The sequence below is a fragment of the Rhodoferax koreense genome (genome assembly GCF_001955695.1).
Classification (GTDB): Bacteria; Pseudomonadota; Gammaproteobacteria; order Burkholderiales; family Burkholderiaceae_C; genus Rhodoferax_B; species Rhodoferax_B koreensis.
The window spans coordinates 2,447,249-2,465,157 of sequence record NZ_CP019236.1 but is presented as its reverse complement, the minus strand read 5'-3'; the positions used below and the strand labels follow the sequence as shown (position 1 = coordinate 2,465,157).

Below are 17,909 nucleotides of genomic sequence, written 5' to 3'. Positions count from 1 at the left end.
CCGGGCATGGCGGCACAATCCCGCCATGCCTGCCATTTCGCACACGCCCCCGCCAACCCCGCCGCTCGCCGCCGTCGAGACGGTGGACACCAGTTTTCTCGAAACCCTGATGGGCTACAACGCCCGCCGTGCCTCGCTGACCATCGTCGAACATTTCATGCGGCGCATGGCCGTGTATGAATTGCGCATCGTCGATTTCTCGGTGCTGTCGCTGATCTCGCGCAACCCGGGCATCACCTCGCGCCAGCTGTGCGGCACGCTCGGCGTGCTGCCGCCCAACCTGGTGGCCATCATCGGCGCACTGGAGAAACGCGAGCTGATCGAGCGGCTGCCGCACCCCAGCGACCGCCGCGCCACCGGCCTGCACCTGAGCCCGGCTGGCCAGGCACTGGTGGCGCAGGCCGAGGTCACGGCCGCCGAGCTCGAGGAAGAGGCCACGGCGCGGCTGACCGCCACCGAGCGCAAGACGCTGATGCGCCTGCTGCAGAAGATTTACCGTTGACCTGCACCCCCAGGTTGCCGCCGCAGCATCGTACGCATGGGTTACGCCAACTGCTATGAAACTAGTAGCAGAATGAAAATTGCGATATAGTCGCCGATCGTCCACGCGGCCCGGGCCGCCGGACGCGGGGAACACGGGCCGAGCCCTTCCAAATCAAACAACGCATCGAGGAGAGCACGTCATGGGTTCCAAGGAAAATGTCGCCATCCACCAGCTACTGGCGCTGCTGGAAGCACGCTACGCACTGCGCGTGTTGTGGTCGCTGCGCGACGGGCATCCGCAGACCTTCCGCCTGCTGCAGGACAGCGTGGGCGGCATCACGCCGAACACGCTCAACACTCGCATCAAGGAACTGCGTGAGGCCGAGCTGCTGACGCACGGCAGCGACGGCTACATCCTCACGCCTTCGGGCACGGACCTGCTCAAGCGCCTGAACGACCTGCAGGCCTTCGCCGGCAAATGGGTCGTGGCCCAGGCGAAGAAGAACGCGGCCAAGGCGGCCGAGAAACCGGCGGAGCCAGCCGTGAGCAAAGCGGCGCAGCCGCCGGCGCAGGCATCCGAGTAACCGGCCTGGCCGCCCGCCCGGCAGACGAAGCCACCGAGGACAGGCCCGCCTGTCCTTTTTTCATGGCGGCGGCACCTGCTGGCATAATTCAGCGGCTTTTTCAGAACTTTCCCGCCTCGAGCGCACGTCCGCCGAGCGCTTCCAGCTATTAATTGCATAGCAAACAAAACCGTTTCACCAAGGAATCCACATGACCACCACCCCTTCCGGCCTGCAGTATGAAGACACCAAAGTCGGCGACGGCGCCGAGGCCGCCAAAGGCCAGAGCGTGACGGTGCACTACACCGGCTGGCTCTACAACGACGGCGTGCAGGGCGCCAAGTTCGACTCCAGCAAGGACCGCAACGACCCGTTCGTGTTTTCGCTGGGCGCGGGCATGGTCATCAAGGGCTGGGACGAAGGCGTGGCCGGCATGAAGGTGGGCGGCTCGCGCACCCTGATCATCCCCGCCGCGCTCGGTTATGGCGCGCGCGGCGCCGGCGGCGTGATTCCGCCGAACGCGACGCTGAAGTTCGACGTCGACCTGCTCGCCGTCAAGTGAACGCGGAAGGCGTCCCGCGGGAACGCCTTCGTATCGCCAGAAATGCGTACAGCCCCTTGAAAAACCATGGGGCTGGCCCCAGCTTTCGCCGTTAGCGTTACAACTTTTCGACCACATCCGATCACGAGCATGTCCGAACACACACCCAACCCCTACCAGCAGCAGCCTCTGAGCGGCGCCCCGAGCCCCGAAGAACTCGAAGCAGCCCAGGCCGCCAACGACGTAGAAGCCCTGGCACAGGCGCAGGCCGAGCTCGCCGCGCTCAAGGCCAAGAGCGCCGATCTGGCCGACCAGTTCCTGCGCGCCAAGGCCGATGCCGAGAACGCCCGCCGCCGCGCCGAGGAAGAAGTCTCCAAGGCCCGCAAGTACGGCGTGGAAAGCTTCGCCGAAAGCCTGCTGCCGGTGGCCGACAGCCTGGAAGCCGGCCTGGCCATCAAGGACGGCAGCATCGAGCAGATCCGCGAGGGCGCCGAAGCCACGCTACGCCAGTTGAAGAGCGCGCTCGAACGCAACAAGGTCATCGCCATCGACCCGGCACCGGGCACCAAGTTCGATCCGCACCAGCACCAGGCCATCAGCGTGGTGCCCGCCGAACAGGAAGCCAACACCGTGGTGACCGTGCTGCAAAAGGGTTACCTGATTTCCGAACGCGTGCTGCGGCCCGCGCTGGTCACGGTCAGCGCGCCGAAATAAGGCAAAACGGCCGGCAAAAGCGGGCTGCAGGTCCAAAACAGGCAAAAAAGCGGCGCAACCGGGCCTTGAATCCGCAGAAGTTATCCACACGTTGAACACATGGGTTGCCAAGGCAGGCGCCCAATCAATTTTTCAAAAATAGCAGGAGTAGCAAATGGGAAGAATCATCGGTATCGACTTGGGCACGACCAACAGCTGTGTGTCCGTGATGGAGGGCAACACGCCCAAGGTCATCGAGAACTCGGAAGGCGCGCGCACCACGCCGTCGATCGTGGCGTACCAGGAAGACGGTGAAGTGCTGGTGGGCGCCAGCGCCAAGCGCCAGGCCGTGACCAACCCGAAGAACACGCTGTATGCCGTCAAGCGCCTGATCGGCCGCAAGTTCACCGAGAAGGAAGTGCAGAAGGACATCGACCTGATGCCCTACAAGATCGTGGCCGCCGACAATGGCGATGCCTGGGTCGAAGTGCGCGGCACCAAGATTTCCGCCCAGCAGGTCAGCGCCGACATCCTGCGCAAGATGAAGAAGACCGCCGAAGACTACCTCGGCGAAGCCGTCACCGAAGCCGTCATCACCGTGCCGGCGTATTTCAACGACGCCCAGCGCCAGGCCACCAAGGACGCCGGCCGCATCGCCGGCCTCGACGTCAAGCGCATCATCAACGAGCCCACCGCCGCGGCCCTGGCCTTCGGCCTGGACAAGCAGGAAAAAGGCGACCGCAAGATCGCGGTGTATGACCTGGGCGGCGGCACGTTCGACGTGTCCATCATCGAGATCGCCGACGTCGATGGCGAGAAGCAGTTCGAAGTGCTGTCCACCAACGGCGACACCTTCCTGGGCGGCGAAGACTTCGACCAGCGCATCATCGACTACATCATCGCCGAGTTCAAGAAGGAACAAGGCGTCGACCTGTCCAAGGACGTGCTGGCCCTGCAGCGCCTGAAGGAAGCCGCCGAAAAGGCCAAGATCGAACTCTCGAACAGCGCCTCGACCGACATCAACCTTCCCTACGTGACGGCCGATGCATCCGGTCCGAAGCACCTGAACATCAAGCTCAGCCGCGCCAAGCTCGAAGCCCTGGTGGAAGAGCTGATCGAACGCACCATCGCCCCTTGCCGCACCGCGATCAAGGACGCCGGCGTGTCGGTGGCCGACATCCATGACGTGATCCTGGTCGGCGGCATGACCCGCATGCCCAAGGTGCAGGACAAGGTCAAGGAATTCTTCGGCCGCGATCCGCGCAAGGACGTGAACCCCGACGAAGCCGTGGCCGTCGGCGCCGCCATCCAGGGCCAGGTGCTCTCCGGCGACCGCAAGGACGTGCTGCTGCTCGACGTCACCCCGCTCTCCCTGGGCATCGAAACCCTGGGCGGCGTGATGACCAAGATGATCACCAAGAACACCACGATTCCGACGAAGTTCGCGCAGACCTTCTCCACCGCCGACGACAACCAGCCGGCCGTGACCATCAAGGTGTTCCAGGGTGAGCGCGAGATCGCCTCGGCCAACAAGCTGTTGGGCGAATTCAACCTCGAAGGCATTCCGCCGGCCGCACGCGGCACGCCGCAGATCGAAGTGTCGTTCGACATCGACGCCAACGGCATCCTGCACGTCGGCGCGAAGGACAAGGGCACGGGCAAGGAAAACAAGATCACCATCAAGGCCAATTCCGGCTTGTCGGAAGAGGAAATCCAGAAGATGGTGAAGGACGCCGAACTCAATGCGGCCGACGACAAGAAGAAGCTCGAGCTGGTGCAGGCCCGCAACCAGGGCGAAGCCAACGTGCACAGCGTCAAGAAGAACCTGACCGAATACGGCGACAAGATCGACGCCGGCGAGAAGACCGCCATCGAAGCCGCGATCAAGGACCTGGAAGAAGCCCTCAAGGGTGACGACAAGGCTGCGATCGAAGCCAAGAACACGGCGCTGCAGACCGTGAGCCAGAAGCTCGGCGAGAAGATGTACGCCGACATGCAAGCCAAGGCTGCGGCCGAAGGCGGTGCCCCGGGCGCCGGCCCGTCCGGTGCAGGCTCTGCGGGTGGCCAGGCTGGCACGGAGTCTGCTGGTGGTGCACAAGCGCATGGTGCCGCCGACGACAACGTGGTGGACGCCGAGGTCAAGGAAGTCAAGAAGGGCTGAGCCCGGGACCACGCCCTCGTCGCCGCGTTGGAGCACCTCGGGTGCTTCAACGCGGCGTTTGTGTTCCAACCTGCCCCTGCTAAACCATGTCCAAAAGAGACTATTACGAAATCCTCGGTGTTCCCAAGAATGCCGGCGAGGAAGAAATCAAGAAGGCTTATCGCAAGCTGGCGATGAAGCACCACCCCGACCGCAACCAGGGTGACGCGGCCAAAGTGGCGGAAGAGAAGTTCAAGGACGCCAAGGAGGCGTACGAGATGTTGTCGGACCCGCAGAAACGCGCGGCCTACGACCAGTACGGCCATGCGGGCGTCGATCCGAACATGCGCGGCGGCCCGGGCCAGGAAGGTTTCGGCGGCTTCGCCGAAGCCTTCGGCGACATCTTCGGCGACATGTTCGGCCAGGCACGCGGCGGTGCGCGCGGCGGCCGCCAGGTGTTCCGCGGCAGCGACCTGAGCTACGCGATGGAGATCACGCTCGAGGAAGCCGCGCGCGGCAAGGATGCGCAGATCCGCATCCCCACCTGGGACAGCTGCGACGTCTGCCACGGCACCGGCGCCAAGCCCGGCACCCAGGCCAAGACCTGCACGACCTGCTCGGGCGCGGGCACGGTGCAGATGCGCCAGGGCTTCTTCAGCGTGCAGCAGACCTGTCCCACCTGCCGCGGCGCGGGCAAGATCATTCCCGAGCCCTGCGTCGCGTGCGCAGGCCAGGGCAAGATCAAGAAGCAGAAGACGCTGGAGGTGAAGATCCCCGCCGGCATCGACGACGGCATGCGCATCAGGAGCGTCGGCAACGGCGAACCCGGCTCGAATGGCGGCCCCTCGGGCGACCTGTACATCGAGATCCGCCTGAAGAAGCACGACATCTTCGAGCGCGATGGCGGCGACCTGCACTGCTCGGTGCCGGTGAGCTTCATCACCGCCGCCCTGGGCGGCGAGATCGAAGTGCCGACGCTGGCCGGCAAGGCGGCCATCGACATCCCCGAAGGCACCCAGGCCGGCAAGCAGTTCCGCCTGCGCGGCAAGGGCATCAAAGGCGTGCGCGACAGCTACCCCGGCGACCTGTACTGCCACATCACGGTGGAAACGCCAGTGAAGCTGACGGAGCACCAGCGCAAGCTGATGCGCGAGCTGGAAGAGTCGCTGAAAAAAGGCGGTGGGAAACACTCGCCGACGGGCGAGAGCTGGACGGATCGCTTGAAGAAGTTTTTCAGCGCCTGAGAAGCTGAACGGCGCTGAAGCTGGATTGAAAAATCCCGACTCCTTGGAAAAGGAGCCGGGATTTTTTGATGGAGGCACCGGTCGAATTTGGAAGCACCGGACGTAGCATCGGTGTCGATACATTCATTCGACAAATCAACGATGCATACAGTATTTTTCAAATCATTGTTTCTTGCGGTTATCGCCGCAGGCTTGTCCGCGTGTCAGACGAAGCCGCCATCGCCTGCCACCGCGGTAGCGCTGCCTCCGATTGTCTCAGTCACCCTCAAGGACGGCAAACGCATTCCCAACGGCCGAAGCGACTCCGCATCGCCATATTGGAGACCGCCGATGCGAGTCGCCAGCGATCCGAAATACGGCTTCGCCAAAGAATCGGCGATCCGAGTCGGGCCACGCTCGAGCGCAGTCTTCCACATCCAGTACCTCAATGCGCTGCGAGGGCCCAACGGCGAACCCATCACTTACGAACGACTGGGTGCGTGCTGTGACTTCCAGACCGCCAATTCGCCGTTTGCAGGTGGTGGACTACTCGACATCTATCGCGTTCGCGTCGACGGTACGAGCGAGGATGTTTTTCTCTTCGTCAACATGTATGACCCCGGACCGCCGGAATTGCCAGCCGGATTCACGCAGCGCAAATGAGGAGGCCCAAGCTCGGTCACCCGGTGTCTACGCACGCGTGACGAAAAGATTCTTCCTTTAATCATTTACATCGCTCAGAGACGCCATGTCCCGTAACATCGAAATCAAGGCAGCGGTTTCAGACGCTGCGGCGCTCATGGCGAAGGCCGCGAGCCTGGCAACGTCCGGCCCGACGATGATTGCCCAGGACGACACGTTCTTCGGATGCGAAAACGGCCGTCTGAAACTTCGTGCATTTGCCGATGGCAGCGGCGAACTCATCTTCTACCGCAGGGCCAATGCCGATGGACCCAAGACATCCTTTTACGACCTTGCGCCCACCCCAGATGCCGACCAGTTGCGCCACACACTTTCATTGGCGTACGGTGTAGCGGGTCGGGTGATCAAGAACCGAACGCTGTACTTAGTTGGGCGTACCCGGGTGCACATCGACCATGTTCAAGGACTCGGCGATTTCATGGAGCTTGAAGTGGTATTGCGCGAGGACGAGGCTGAAATTGCTGGTATTCAAGAAGCGCACCATTTGATGACCGCCCTCGGCATCAGCCGCGCCGATCTGGTGGACAAAGCCTACGTGGACCTCTTGCCTGCGAACCCGCGCGCGGAGAAACGGTAGGCGGCCACCGACGCACATCGGCGACTCTTCCCGATACACCGGCGCCGCACCGGGCTCAATACTCCGCCATCACATTACTGGAGGACCACCATGTCATTCGCACTCTACATGCTCGGTTTCGCGCTCTTTCTCGGCGGCGTGGTCTGGGCTGCCGTCGTGGCCGGCGTGCCGCACCTCTACATCGGCATCGGCACCCTGATCCTGCTGGGCATCGGCATCTTCAGCGCGGTGTCCAAGACCCGGGCCAAAGACCCGTCCTGAACGGACTGTCGTCCCGCGCAAACCCGGCCGCTTCTTCGGAGGCGGTCGGGTTTTTCTTCGCATGGATGCCGCTTTCGGGTAGGAAATGCCGGCCCGGTGTCGATCTGGCATGCCGCCGTTCGTCGTGGTGACAGGAAGTCCAGCCCGGCCTTCCAGCAACCCATGCGGAGACTCCCATGCAAAACAAACCTGTCGGCTGGTTCGAAATCTACGTGCAGGACCTGCCACGCGCCAAGGCCTTCTACGAGAAGGTCTTCGCCTTCCAGCTCGAACCACTGGAAAGCCCTGACCCATCGATCGAACTCATCGCCTTCCCCGGCCCGATGGACGACAGCCATGGCTGTTCGGGTGCGTTAGTGAAGATGCAGGGCGGACCGTCCGGCGGAGGCAGCAGCGTGATTGTCTACTTCATGTGCCAGGACTGCGCGGTTGAAGCCGGCCGGGTCGCCGCTGCGGGCGGACAGGTCTCCAAACCGAAGTTCGCCATCGGCAAATACGGCTTCGCGGCCCTCGTGGTGGATACCGAAGGCAACATGATCGGGCTGCACTCGATGCAGTGAGATTGCAACTGGATATACGCAATGAGTAGAATACCAGAACCTCAACGCGTATATTCATGCCATGCAACAACAGGACTTCCTGCGCGACGCCATGCGCCGCCTCAATCTCACCCGCGATGCATTTTCGGAGCGGCTGGGTGTGCGACGCCGCGCGCTCGACACCTGGCTGCTGCCGGAGGCATCGGCCGAGTCGCGCAGCATGCCGGACATGGTGAGCAAGTTCGTCGGCGAGATCCTGCAAAACGCGCCCCGCGGCGCATCGGCGGCCGGTGGCGGCGTGGACGACCGGCCGCTGGCGCAGCGCATGGCCGCCGACGGGAGGCCGCACCTGCTCTCCGTGGCCCAGTTCGACCGCGACGGCCTGGAGGACCTGTTCCGCGTGGCCGACACCATGCAGCCCATTGCGCGCCGCCAGAAAGTGACGCGGGTGCTCGAAGGCGCGGTGCTCGGCAGCCTGTTCTTCGAGGCCAGCACGCGCACACGCGTGAGTTTCGGCGCGGCCTTCTGTCGGCTGGGCGGCACGGTGTGCGACACCACGGGCTTTACCTTTTCGTCGATGGCCAAGGGTGAGTCGATCTACGACACCAGCCGCGTCATGAGCGGTTATGTCGATGCGCTGGTGGTGCGCCACCCCGAGCAGGGCTCGGTGGCCGAATTCGCGCGGGCCACCAACATCCCGGTAATCAACGCGGGCGACGGCCCGGGCGAACACCCGAGCCAGGCCATTCTCGACATCTACACCATCCAGCGCGAATTCTCGCGGCTCGGCAAACTGGTGGACGGCACCCATGTGGCGATGGTGGGCGACCTGAAGTACGGCCGCACGGTGCATTCGCTGATCCGGCTGCTCGCGCTCTACCGCGGCCTGAAGTTCACGCTGATCGCCCCGCCGTCGCTCGAGATGCCGGCCTACCTGCTCGACCTGGTGGCCCGCAACGGCCATGTGGTGGAGCAGACGCCATCGCTGGAGCAAGGCCTGCGCGGCGCCGACGTGGTTTACGCCACGCGCATCCAGAAGGAACGTTTCCAGGGCGAGGAAATCGAGGGCTACACGCCGGAGTTCCAGGTCGGCAAGGCCCTGGTCGATGCGGTCTGCAAACCGGACACCATCCTCATGCATCCGCTGCCGCGCGACGGCCGGCCCGGTGCGAACGACCTCAGCACCGACCTGAACCACGACCCGCGGCTGGCGATCTTCCGGCAGACCGACAACGGCATCGCGGTGCGCATGGCGCTGTTCGCCGTGTTGATGGGGGTCGAGGGCCAGGTGGCGCGGTCGATGCGCGATGCCGCCTGGCGTTCCCCCCGGCACGTCGGGCCGGACGATGCCGAGTTCGACGAGCTCTGACGCCCGTCAGCAGCAGCGCCCCACCCGGCCCTTGCCGCCGTAGCGCGCCTCCTGCCGCTCTCGGAAAAATTCCTCGTAGCTCATCACCGGCGCATCCGGGTGCCGGCTGCGCTGGTGCGCGGCATAGGTGTCGTAGTTGGGCACGCCGACCATCAGCCGTGCGGTCTGGCCCAGGTACTTGCCCACGGCGGAAAGCTGATCGAGCATCTCGCCTCCCTTCAGGCCGTGGCCATGCTGCCGCTGGCTTCGCGCGTGGTCGGCTTGGCGCTGCGGCGCGCCACCAGGCAGGCCCGGGTGCCGAAGGCCACGATGCTGACCACGACGAACATGAAGAACACACACAGGCCGGCGTCGAGGTAGTCGTTGAAGACGATGCGGTGCATCTGCTCCAGCGACTTGGCCGGCGCGAGCAGCTGGCCCTGGTCGATGGCGGCCTGGTACTTGTTCGCATGCGCCAGGAAGCCGACCTTGGGGCTGGCATCGAACACCTTGAGCCAGCCGGCGGTCATGGTGCAGGCCAGCAGCCAGGCGGTCGGCAGCAGCGTGACCCAGGCGAAACGCTCGCGCTTCATCTTGAACAGCACCACGGTGGCCAGCGTCAGCGCCACACCGGCCAGCATCTGGTTGGAGATGCCGAACAGCGGCCACAGCGTGTTGATGCCGCCCAGCGGATCGACCACGCCCTGGTACAGGAAGTAGCCCCAGGCTGCGACGCACAGGCCGGTGGCCAGGCCGTTGCTGATCCACGAGTCCGTCTTCTTCAGCGATGGCACGAAGGTACCAAGCAAATCCTGCAGCATGAAGCGGCCGGCACGCGTGCCCGCGTCCACCGCGGTCAGGATGAACAGCGCTTCGAACAGGATGGCGAAGTGGTACCAGAAACCCATCATGGCCTTGCCGCCGAACATGTGCGAGAAGATCTGCGCCATGCCCACGGCCAGCGTGGGGGCGCCGCCGGCGCGAGAGATGATGCTGGTTTCGCCCACGTCTTTCGCGGTCTGGATCAGCATGTCGGGCGTGACACTGAAACCCCATTGCGAGATGACCTGTGCCGCGCTCTCGGCCGTGGGGCCGAGCACGGCCAGCGGGCTGTTCATCGCGAAGTAGACGCCGGGCTCGATGATGGACGCCGCCACCAGCGCCATGATGGCCACGAAGGATTCGACCAGCATCGCGCCGTAGCCGATGAAGCGCGCGTGTTTTTCGTTCTCCAGCAGCTTCGGCGTGGTGCCCGAGGAGATCAGCGCATGGAAGCCCGACACCGCGCCGCAGGCGATGGTGATGAACAGGAAGGGGAACAGCGTGCCGGCCCACACCGGCCCGCTACCGTCGACGAAACGCGTCACGGCCGGCATCTTCAGGTCGGGCGCGATGAAGACGATGCCGATGGCCAGCGCCAGGATGGCGCCGATCTTCAGGAAGGTCGACAGGTAGTCGCGCGGCGCCAGCAGCAGCCACACCGGCAGCACCGAGGCGATGAAGCCGTAGCCGATCAGCATCCAGGTGAGTTGCTTGCCGTCGAAGGTGAACAGCGGTGCCCAGGTCTCGCTGGCCGCCACCTGGCCGCCGACGACGATGGAGGCGATCAGCAGCACGAAGCCGATGACCGACACCTCGCCGATCTTGCCGGGCCGGATGTAGCGCGTGTAGATGCCCATGAACAGCGCCAGCGGAATCGTCGCGCCCACGGTGAAGGTGCCCCAGGGGCTGTCGGCCAGGGCCTTGACCACGATCAGCGCCAGCACGGCCAGGATGATCACCATGATCATGAAGGTGCCGAACAGCGCGATCACGCCCGGGATCGGTCCGAGCTCGGACTTGATCAGGTCGCCGAGCGAGCGGCCGTCGCGCCGGGTGGAGATGAACAGCACCAGGAAGTCCTGCACCGCGCCGGCGAACACCACGCCGGCCAGGATCCACAACATGCCTGGCAGGTAACCCATCTGCGCGGCCAGTACCGGGCCGACCAGCGGACCGGCGCCCGCGATGGCGGCGAAGTGGTGGCCGAACAGCACGTACTTGTTGGTCGGCACGTAGTCCAGCCCGTCGTTGTGGCGCATGGCCGGCGTGGCGCGCTTCGCGTCGAGCGAGACCACCTTGTCGGCGATGAACAGGCTGTAGTAGCGGTAGGCGATGAGGTAGACGGCGAGTGCTGCCACCACCACCCACAGGGCGTTGACGGTTTCGCCGCGATGCAGCGCGATGGTGGCGAGGGCGCCGGCGCCGGTCAGCGCGACCAGGGCCCACACGCCGTGGCGGGTGATTTTTTGGGTCAGGGTTTGCATGGTCTCTTCGTTGTCGTGGTGGGTGAAGCTGCGCGTTTCGAGTATCGAAACCGGCCCGCCCCGGCGCATCGGTGTGCTTGCGGGGCGTGAAGGCGTGTGATTACGTAATGGTTTTCCCTGGGTTGTTGGCCCCGGGCCGCAATGCGCCAGAATCAAAGCATGGCTGAACAAGGTGTGCGCTTGCGTTTGCGGTCGATGGTGCTGTTGCTGGCGGTGGTGCCGCTGCTGCTGGCCATCGGCGCGGTGGTGTGGGTGATCCGCCAGCAGTCCGCGCAACTGGCCGAGGCGCAGATGGCGGCGATGCAGCCGATCCTGCTGCAGGCGCGCAAGGACGAACTCCAGCATTTCGTGCAGGTCGGCCGGCGCGCCGTCTCCCACCTGTACGAGAAGACCGGCCACGACCCGGCCGCGCGCCGCGAGGCGCTGGAACTGCTGCGGCGCATGGACTTCGGCAACGACAACTACTTCTTCGTCTACGACCTGCAGGGCAACAGCCTGATGCATCCGCGCCTGAACGAGATCGAGGGCCGCAGCCAATGGGACCGGCGCGACAGCAATGGCGCGGCCATGATCCAGCAACTGGTGCGCCAGGCGCAGGCCGGCGGTGGCTTCGTCGACTACATGTGGAACCGCCCCTCCACCGGCCGCGAGGAACGCAAGCTGGGCTACGTGGAACTCGTGCCGGAATGGGGCTGGGTGATCGGCACCGGCCTGTACCTCGACCACCTGCAGGAGGCGCAGGCGCTGATCAGCCGCTCCAGCGCGGAGGCGGTGCGCCTGACACGCAACCAGGTGCTGTTCATCGCCTCGGCCGCGCTGCTGCTGGTGGCCGCCGGCGGCCTGGCACTGAACCTGTACGAACAACGCGCCGCCGATGGCAAGCTGCGCGCCATGGCGCAAAAGGTGGTGCGATCGCAGGAGGACGAACGCTCGCGCGTGGCGCGCGAACTGCACGACGGCATCAGCCAGTTGCTGCTGTCGGTGAAGTTTGTCTGTGAATCAGCGCTGCTGCAGATGGAGCGCGGCAACCCGCAGGCCGCCGACACCCTGCGCAACGGCGTCGGCCTGGTGCAGGGCGTGATGCGCGACGTGCGGCGCATCTCGCACGGCCTGCGCCCCACCCTGCTCGACGATCTGGGCCTGGCCAGCGCCATCGACCAGACCGCCGGCGAGTTCGGTGCGCGCACCGGCGTCGAGGTGAAGACCCAGGTGGACCTGCTGCCGCGCATGCCCGAGGCTGTGGCCACCGCCATGTTCCGCGTCGCGCAGGAAGCCTTGGGCAACGTGGAAAAACATGCGGGGGCGCGCCATGTGTGGCTGCAACTGCTGCATGGCAACGCCGGCCTCACGCTGCGACTGCGCGACGATGGCCGCGGCTTCGACGTGCCGGCCGCCTTGCGCGAGGTGCGCGCGGGCCTGGGCCTCACCAACATGCGCGAACGCATCGAAATGCTCGGCGGCCGCTTCGTGATCGAATCGGCGCCGGGCGCAACCCAGCTGACCGTCTGGCTGCCACCCGCCGCCCTCAAGCCGTGACCACCAATACCCCACCCATCCGCCTGCTGATCGTCGACGACCACCCGGTCGTGCGGCACAGCCTGATCAGCCTGCTGGCCGCCTTCGCGCTGCCGATCGAAGTCGTCGCCGAGGCGCGCAACGCCGAGGAAGCGCTGGCGCAGGCCGACGTGCACCAGCCCGACATCGTGCTCACCGACCTGCAGATGAAGCCCACCAGCGGCATCGAGCTGATCCGCCAACTGAGCGAGCGCCAGCCCGCGATCCGTTATGTCGTCTTCACCGCGTCCACGCAGGAAGAACACATGCTGCAGGCCTTCGATGTCGGTGCGCAGGGCTTCGTGGTCAAGGAATCCGAAGCCGCCGAACTGGTGCAGGCCATCGAGGCCGTGATGCGTGGCGCCACGCACTATCCCGCCGGACTCAAGCGTGCGCTCGACCGGCGCCAGCAGCAGCCCGCGCTCACCGCACGCGAATCCGAAGTGCTGGCCTTCGTCGCCCAGGGCCTGACCAGCAAGGAGATCGCACGCCAACTGGGCATCGACCCGCGCACGGTGGACGCGCACCGCGCCAACATCCGCCAGCGCTTCGGACTGGACAGCAGTGCGGCCCTCCTGCGCTTCGCACTGGAGCACAGCGCCAGCCGGAAATGATGCGGCACGGTTGGCGCCATAATTGACGTTTACGTCAACGTCAACTTAGCGATCTTGCTTCAATGCAGGACAACCCAGCCCGTTCGCACTGAGCTTGTCGAAGTGCCTGCTTGCTGCAGCCAAGGGCTTCGACAGGCTCAGCTCGAACGGGACTTTGTTTGTCCTGAATTTTGGAAGATTCAACACAACACCAGGAGCAACATATGGACATTGCAGGCAAGGTTTTCATCGTCACCGGTGGCGCATCCGGATTGGGCGAAGGCACGGCGCGCATGCTGGCCGCCAGCGGCGCCACGGTGGTGATCGCCGACATGCAGGCCGACAAGGGCGAGGCCGTCGCGCGCGAGATCGGCGGAGCCTTCGTGCGCTGCGACGTCAGCCAGGAGGCCGACGGCCAGGCCGTGGTGGCCAAGGCGGTCTCGCTGGGCAAACTCATGGGCCTGGTCAACTGCGCCGGCATCGCGCCGGCCGAGAAGACCGTGGGCAAGAACGGGGCGCATGGGCTGGCGCTGTTCGGCAAGACCGTCACCGTGAACCTGATCGGCAGCTTCAACATGATTCGCCTGGCTGCCGAAGCCATGGCGAAGAACGAGCCCGAGGCGACGGGCGAACGCGGCGTGTTGATCTCCACCGCCTCGGTGGCGGCCTACGACGGCCAGATCGGCCAGGCGGCCTATGCCGCGTCCAAGGGCGGCGTGGTCGGCATGACCTTGCCGATCGCACGCGACCTGGCGCGCTCGGGCATCCGCAACATGACGATTGCGCCGGGCATCTTCGGCACGCCGATGCTGTTCGGCATGCCGCAGGAAGTGCAGGATGCGCTCGCCGCGAACGTGCCCTTCCCGTCGCGCCTGGGCACGCCGCAGGACTATGCGAAGCTGGCCAAGCACATCATCGAGAACGACATGCTCAACGGCGAAGTCATCCGCCTCGACGGCGCGATCCGCCTGGCGCCGCGCTGATCATCGCACCGTCCGGGCTGAGCCTGTCGTGCTTCGACGAGCGCAGGATGGCCGGGAACGGAGGGTCCTTCGACAGGCTCAGGGCGAACGGCGTGGCGCCTCCCCAAAAGCAAAAGGCCTGCAAAAGCAGGCCCCTTGATTGTTGTAGCGCCGTTCCGCCTACACGCCCGCGAGCCGCGCCTTGCGCTCGCTCATGTGCTTGAACAAGCGTGGCAGGATCAGCACGGCCAGCACGATGACCACCAGGGTGATCGACATCGGGCGCTGGAAGAACACCGCTGCGCTGCCCTCACCGATCGACATGGCGTTGCGCAGCTGGGCTTCGGCCAGCGGGCCGAGGATCATGCCGACCACCACCGGTGCGGTCGGGAAGTCGAAGCGGCGCATCACCACGCCCAGCAGGCCGATGGCGTACAACAGGAACAGGTCGAAAGCGCTCTGGCGCATGCCGTAGGCACCGACGGTGGCGAAGATCAGGATGCCGGCGTAGAGCTGCGGCTTGGGGATCTTCAGCAGCTTGACCCACAGGCCGACCATCGGCAGGTTCAGCACCAAGAGCATCACGTTGCCGATGTAGAGCGAGGCGATCAGCGCCCACACCAGCGCGGCCGAACTGGTGAACAGCTGCGGGCCCGGCTGGATGCCGTAGTTCTGGAACGCGCCGAGCAGGATGGCCGTGGTGTTGCTGGTCGGAATGCCGAGCGTGAGCAGCGGGATCAGCGCGGCCGTCACGGTGGCGTTGTTCGCGGCCTCGGGGCCGGCCACGCCTTCGATGGCGCCGGTGGTGCCGAATTCGGCCTTGTCCTTCGGGTCCTTGACGAGCTTCTTCTCGACCGCATAGCTCAGAAAGGTCGGGATCTCCGTGCCGCCGGCCGGGATGCAGCCGAACGGCGTGCCAATCACCGTGCCGCGCAGCCAGGCCGGAACGGAGCGCTTCCAGTCACGCGCGCTCATGTGCACGCGGCTGAGCTTGTTCTGGCCTTCGACGACCCGGCCTTCGTAGAGCACCGCGTACAGCACCTCGGCCACCGCGAACAGGCCCACGGCCACCAGCACGATCTCGATGCCGTCGAGCAGCTCCGGTACGCCGCCGGTGTAGCGGCCCTGGCCGGAGATCTGGTCGAGCCCGACACAGCCGGCGGCCAGGCCGATGAACAGCGCGGTCATGCCGCGCAGCGTGCTCTTGCCCAGCACCGCACTCACCGTGGTGAAGGCCAGCAACATCAGCAGGAAGTATTCGGGCGGGCCGAGCTTCACGGCGAATTCCGCCACCATGGGCGCGAACATCGTGACCACCACGGTGGCGATGGTGCCCGCCACGAACGAGCCGATGGCCGCCGTGGCCAGCGCCGCGCCCGCACGCCCGCTCTTGGCCATCTTGTTGCCTTCCATGGCCGTGACCATGCTGGCCGTCTCCCCGGGCGTGTTCAGCAGGATGGACGTGGTCGAGCCGCCGTACATGGCGCCGTAGTAGATGCCCGAGAAGAAGATCATCGAGGCGGTGATGTCGACTTTGGCGGTGATCGGCAACAGCATGGCCACCGCAGTGGCGGGGCCGATGCCAGGCAACACGCCGACGGCCGTGCCGAGCGCGCAGCCCACCAGGCACCACAACAGGTTGACGGGGGTGATCGCGGCGGCGAAGCCGGTCATCAGTGCGTTGAAGATTTCCATGTCAGAGCCACCCGCTGTTGGTCAAGCCAGGCAAATTGATTGCAAGGAATTGCGTGAACATCCAGAACACCGGCGCGGCGATCAACACACCGGCGATGGTGTCGACGATCCACACGCGCGGCGCACCGCAGGCCTGGCCCGCGGCACGGCGCAGGCCCTGCACGGCGAGCACATAACACAGGGTGCAACTCAGGATGAAGCCGAGCGTGGTGATCAACGCGGCGTTGAGCAGCAGGCCGGCCGAGACCCAGACGAAGCCCGGCCAGTACGCGTGTTCCGCACCCGATGGCGCGTCGAGTTCGCGAAAGCCGCCGCTGCGCGCCTCCCAGAGGATGAACAGGCCGCAGATGGTCAGCACGACCGAGATCAACCACGGCAGGAAATTGGGGCCGACGCCGCCGTAGCCGGCCTCGGAAGAGATGCTGATGGCGCCAAAGCCGAGCGCCAGCCCGGTCAGCAGCACACCGATGCCGACAAGGGTCTGTGGCCAGACGGCATTGGTTTCTGGGGTAGTTGTCATGATTATGTCCAGCAAGACGAAAGGTACTTCGACAGGCTCAGCACGTGGTTGCAGAAGTGCCGGCATCCATTCCAGAACGACTGCGGAACCGGCTTCGCCGGGCCGCAGGTTGCGCCCCCTGCAGGGGGAGGAGCTACACGAAGCGAGCGACTTGGGGGCGAGCCCAGTTCCTCAGATCATTCCGGACTTGACCATGATGGCGCGCAGGCTGGCGAAATCGTCGTCGACGAACTTGGCGAAGGCATCGCCGGTCAGCACGGCCGGGGTCCAGTCGTTTTTCTTCACGGCCTCGGCCCAGGCCGGCGACTTGAGCGCGGTCAGCAGCATGTCGGTCAGCGCCTTCTTCTGCGCATCGGTGATGCCGGGCGCGCCGTACACGCCGCGCCAGTTGCCGATCACCACGTCGATGCCCTGCTCCTTCAGCGTGGGCACGTTGATGCCCGGCAGGCGCTGCTCGGAGGTGACGGCGATGGCCTTCATCTTGCCCGCGGCGATGTATTCGGCGAATTCACTGTAGCCGCTGCCGCCGATGGTGACGTTGCCGCCCAGGATGGCCGCCGTGGCTTCGCCGCCGCCGCGGAAGGCCACGTAGTTGATCTTCGAAGGATCGGCGCCGACCTTCTGCGCGATCATGGCCGCGGCCACGTGTTCGGTGGAGCCGCGCGAACCGCCGCCCCACTTGACGCTGCCCGGGTCCTTCTTCAGCTGTGCCACGACCTCGGCCATGTTCTTGAACGGCGAATTCGACGGCAGCACGAAGACGTTGTATTCGCTGGTGATGCGCGCGATCGGCGTGGCCTGCGACAGGCTCACCGGCGGCTTGCCGGTGATGATGCCGCCGAGCATGACGGCGCCCATGACCATCATGGCATTGGGATCGCCTTTGGAGCCGTTGACGAACTGGGCCAGGCCCAGCGCGCCGGCCGCGCCGCCCTTGTTGTCGTAGGTGACGGTGTCGGCCACCTTGGACTCGGTGAGCGCCTTGCCCAGCGCGCGGCCGGTCGTGTCCCAGCCGCCGCCCGGATTGGCCGGGATCATCATCTTCACGTTGGCACCGGCGGCGCGGGCCGACATCGGCAGCGCGCCGGCCGCGGCCAGGGCCGCCAGGGATTTGAGGAAGGTATCGCGACGCATGGGATCAGTCTCCTGTTTGAAAGCAACCTGTCGATCATGCCGACGGTGGCTGTCAAACGGCTGTCGGAACGCATT

At 65.2% G+C, this 17,909-nt stretch carries 19 protein-coding genes; 14 read left to right on the top strand and 5 right to left on the bottom strand.

From position 1 onward, the window contains the following. The first annotated feature begins 25 nt into the window (after positions 1–25). The 11 genes from RD110_RS11690 to RD110_RS11645 all read left to right on the top strand — a co-directional run bounded on the left by RD110_RS11690 (position 26) and on the right by RD110_RS11645 (position 9,091). Positions 26–502: a MarR family winged helix-turn-helix transcriptional regulator gene (locus tag RD110_RS11690; RefSeq protein ID WP_076199635.1), complete on the top strand. Its 477-nt coding sequence runs from the start codon at positions 26–28 to the stop codon at positions 500–502. Between the two features lie 181 nt (positions 503–683). Next, on the top strand, positions 684–1,067 hold the full coding sequence (locus tag RD110_RS11685; RefSeq protein ID WP_076199633.1) for a winged helix-turn-helix transcriptional regulator: 384 nt from the start codon (positions 684–686) through the stop codon (positions 1,065–1,067). 190 nt (positions 1,068–1,257) lie between these two features. Continuing rightward, on the top strand, positions 1,258–1,608 hold the full coding sequence (locus RD110_RS11680; protein ID WP_076199631.1) for an FKBP-type peptidyl-prolyl cis-trans isomerase: 351 nt from the start codon (positions 1,258–1,260) through the stop codon (positions 1,606–1,608). 129 nt (positions 1,609–1,737) lie between these two features. Then, the gene (gene grpE, locus RD110_RS11675) at positions 1,738–2,301 is read left to right on the top strand and encodes a nucleotide exchange factor GrpE (RefSeq protein ID WP_076199629.1); all 564 of its coding nucleotides are present in this window, start codon (positions 1,738–1,740) and stop codon (positions 2,299–2,301) included. 154 nt (positions 2,302–2,455) lie between these two features. Then, entirely contained in the window at positions 2,456–4,441 is a 1,986-nt protein-coding gene (gene dnaK, locus RD110_RS11670; RefSeq protein ID WP_076199627.1) for a molecular chaperone DnaK, read from the top strand. Between the two features lie 86 nt (positions 4,442–4,527). Further along, entirely contained in the window at positions 4,528–5,664 is a 1,137-nt protein-coding gene (gene dnaJ / locus RD110_RS11665; protein WP_076199625.1) for a molecular chaperone DnaJ, read from the top strand. Between the two features lie 141 nt (positions 5,665–5,805). Then, positions 5,806–6,306, top strand: coding sequence for a hypothetical protein (locus RD110_RS27960; protein WP_157900160.1), 501 nt, complete (start codon positions 5,806–5,808; stop codon positions 6,304–6,306). A gap of 85 nt (positions 6,307–6,391) precedes the next feature. Further along, a complete protein-coding gene (locus RD110_RS11655) occupies positions 6,392–6,922 on the top strand; it encodes a class IV adenylate cyclase (protein WP_076199621.1) in 531 nt (176 codons plus the stop codon). Between the two features lie 90 nt (positions 6,923–7,012). Then, positions 7,013–7,183, top strand: coding sequence for a hypothetical protein (locus RD110_RS28340; protein WP_204250055.1), 171 nt, complete (start codon positions 7,013–7,015; stop codon positions 7,181–7,183). A gap of 176 nt (positions 7,184–7,359) precedes the next feature. After that, positions 7,360–7,743 (top strand): VOC family protein, encoded by a 384-nt coding sequence (locus tag RD110_RS11650; protein ID WP_076199619.1) that lies wholly within the window; start codon positions 7,360–7,362, stop codon positions 7,741–7,743. Positions 7,744–7,804: 61 nt separating this feature from the next. Then, positions 7,805–9,091 carry an aspartate carbamoyltransferase gene (locus tag RD110_RS11645; RefSeq protein ID WP_076199617.1) on the top strand — a complete coding sequence of 429 codons (1,287 nt, stop codon included), beginning with the start codon at positions 7,805–7,807 and terminating at the stop codon, positions 9,089–9,091. Between the two features lie 6 nt (positions 9,092–9,097). Here RD110_RS11645 and RD110_RS11640 read toward each other — a convergent pair whose 3' ends face one another. Then, positions 9,098–9,298, bottom strand: coding sequence for a YbdD/YjiX family protein (locus RD110_RS11640; protein WP_076199615.1), 201 nt, complete (start codon positions 9,296–9,298; stop codon positions 9,098–9,100). 11 nt (positions 9,299–9,309) lie between these two features. Further along, on the bottom strand, positions 9,310–11,376 hold the full coding sequence (locus tag RD110_RS11635; RefSeq protein ID WP_076204831.1) for a carbon starvation CstA family protein: 2,067 nt from the start codon (positions 11,374–11,376) through the stop codon (positions 9,310–9,312). A gap of 159 nt (positions 11,377–11,535) precedes the next feature. Here RD110_RS11635 and RD110_RS11630 point away from each other — a divergent pair, with 159 nt between their 5' ends. The 3 genes from RD110_RS11630 to RD110_RS11620 all read left to right on the top strand — a co-directional run bounded on the left by RD110_RS11630 (position 11,536) and on the right by RD110_RS11620 (position 14,506). Beyond that, positions 11,536–12,912 carry a cache domain-containing protein gene (locus RD110_RS11630; protein WP_204250054.1) on the top strand — a complete coding sequence of 459 codons (1,377 nt, stop codon included), beginning with the start codon at positions 11,536–11,538 and terminating at the stop codon, positions 12,910–12,912. Beyond that, a complete protein-coding gene (locus tag RD110_RS11625) occupies positions 12,909–13,544 on the top strand; it encodes a response regulator transcription factor (RefSeq protein WP_076199613.1) in 636 nt (211 codons plus the stop codon). Before RD110_RS11630 ends, RD110_RS11625 begins: the two co-directional genes overlap by 4 nt. Before the next feature lie 203 nt (positions 13,545–13,747). After that, positions 13,748–14,506: a 3-hydroxyacyl-CoA dehydrogenase gene (locus RD110_RS11620; protein WP_076199611.1), complete on the top strand. Its 759-nt coding sequence runs from the start codon at positions 13,748–13,750 to the stop codon at positions 14,504–14,506. Between the two features lie 159 nt (positions 14,507–14,665). On the opposite strand, the gene RD110_RS11615 is transcribed toward RD110_RS11620, so the two are convergent. The 3 genes from RD110_RS11615 to RD110_RS11605 all read right to left on the bottom strand — a co-directional run bounded on the left by RD110_RS11615 (position 14,666) and on the right by RD110_RS11605 (position 17,834). Continuing rightward, positions 14,666–16,180 (bottom strand): tripartite tricarboxylate transporter permease, encoded by a 1,515-nt coding sequence (locus RD110_RS11615; RefSeq protein WP_076199609.1) that lies wholly within the window; start codon positions 16,178–16,180, stop codon positions 14,666–14,668. 1 nt (position 16,181) lies between these two features. Then, entirely contained in the window at positions 16,182–16,700 is a 519-nt protein-coding gene (locus tag RD110_RS11610) for a tripartite tricarboxylate transporter TctB family protein (RefSeq protein WP_076199607.1), read from the bottom strand. A gap of 171 nt (positions 16,701–16,871) precedes the next feature. Then, complete coding sequence (locus RD110_RS11605) at positions 16,872–17,834, bottom strand: tripartite tricarboxylate transporter substrate binding protein (protein WP_076199605.1); 963 nt, start codon at positions 17,832–17,834, stop codon at positions 16,872–16,874. Between the last annotated feature and the right edge of the window lie 75 nt (positions 17,835–17,909).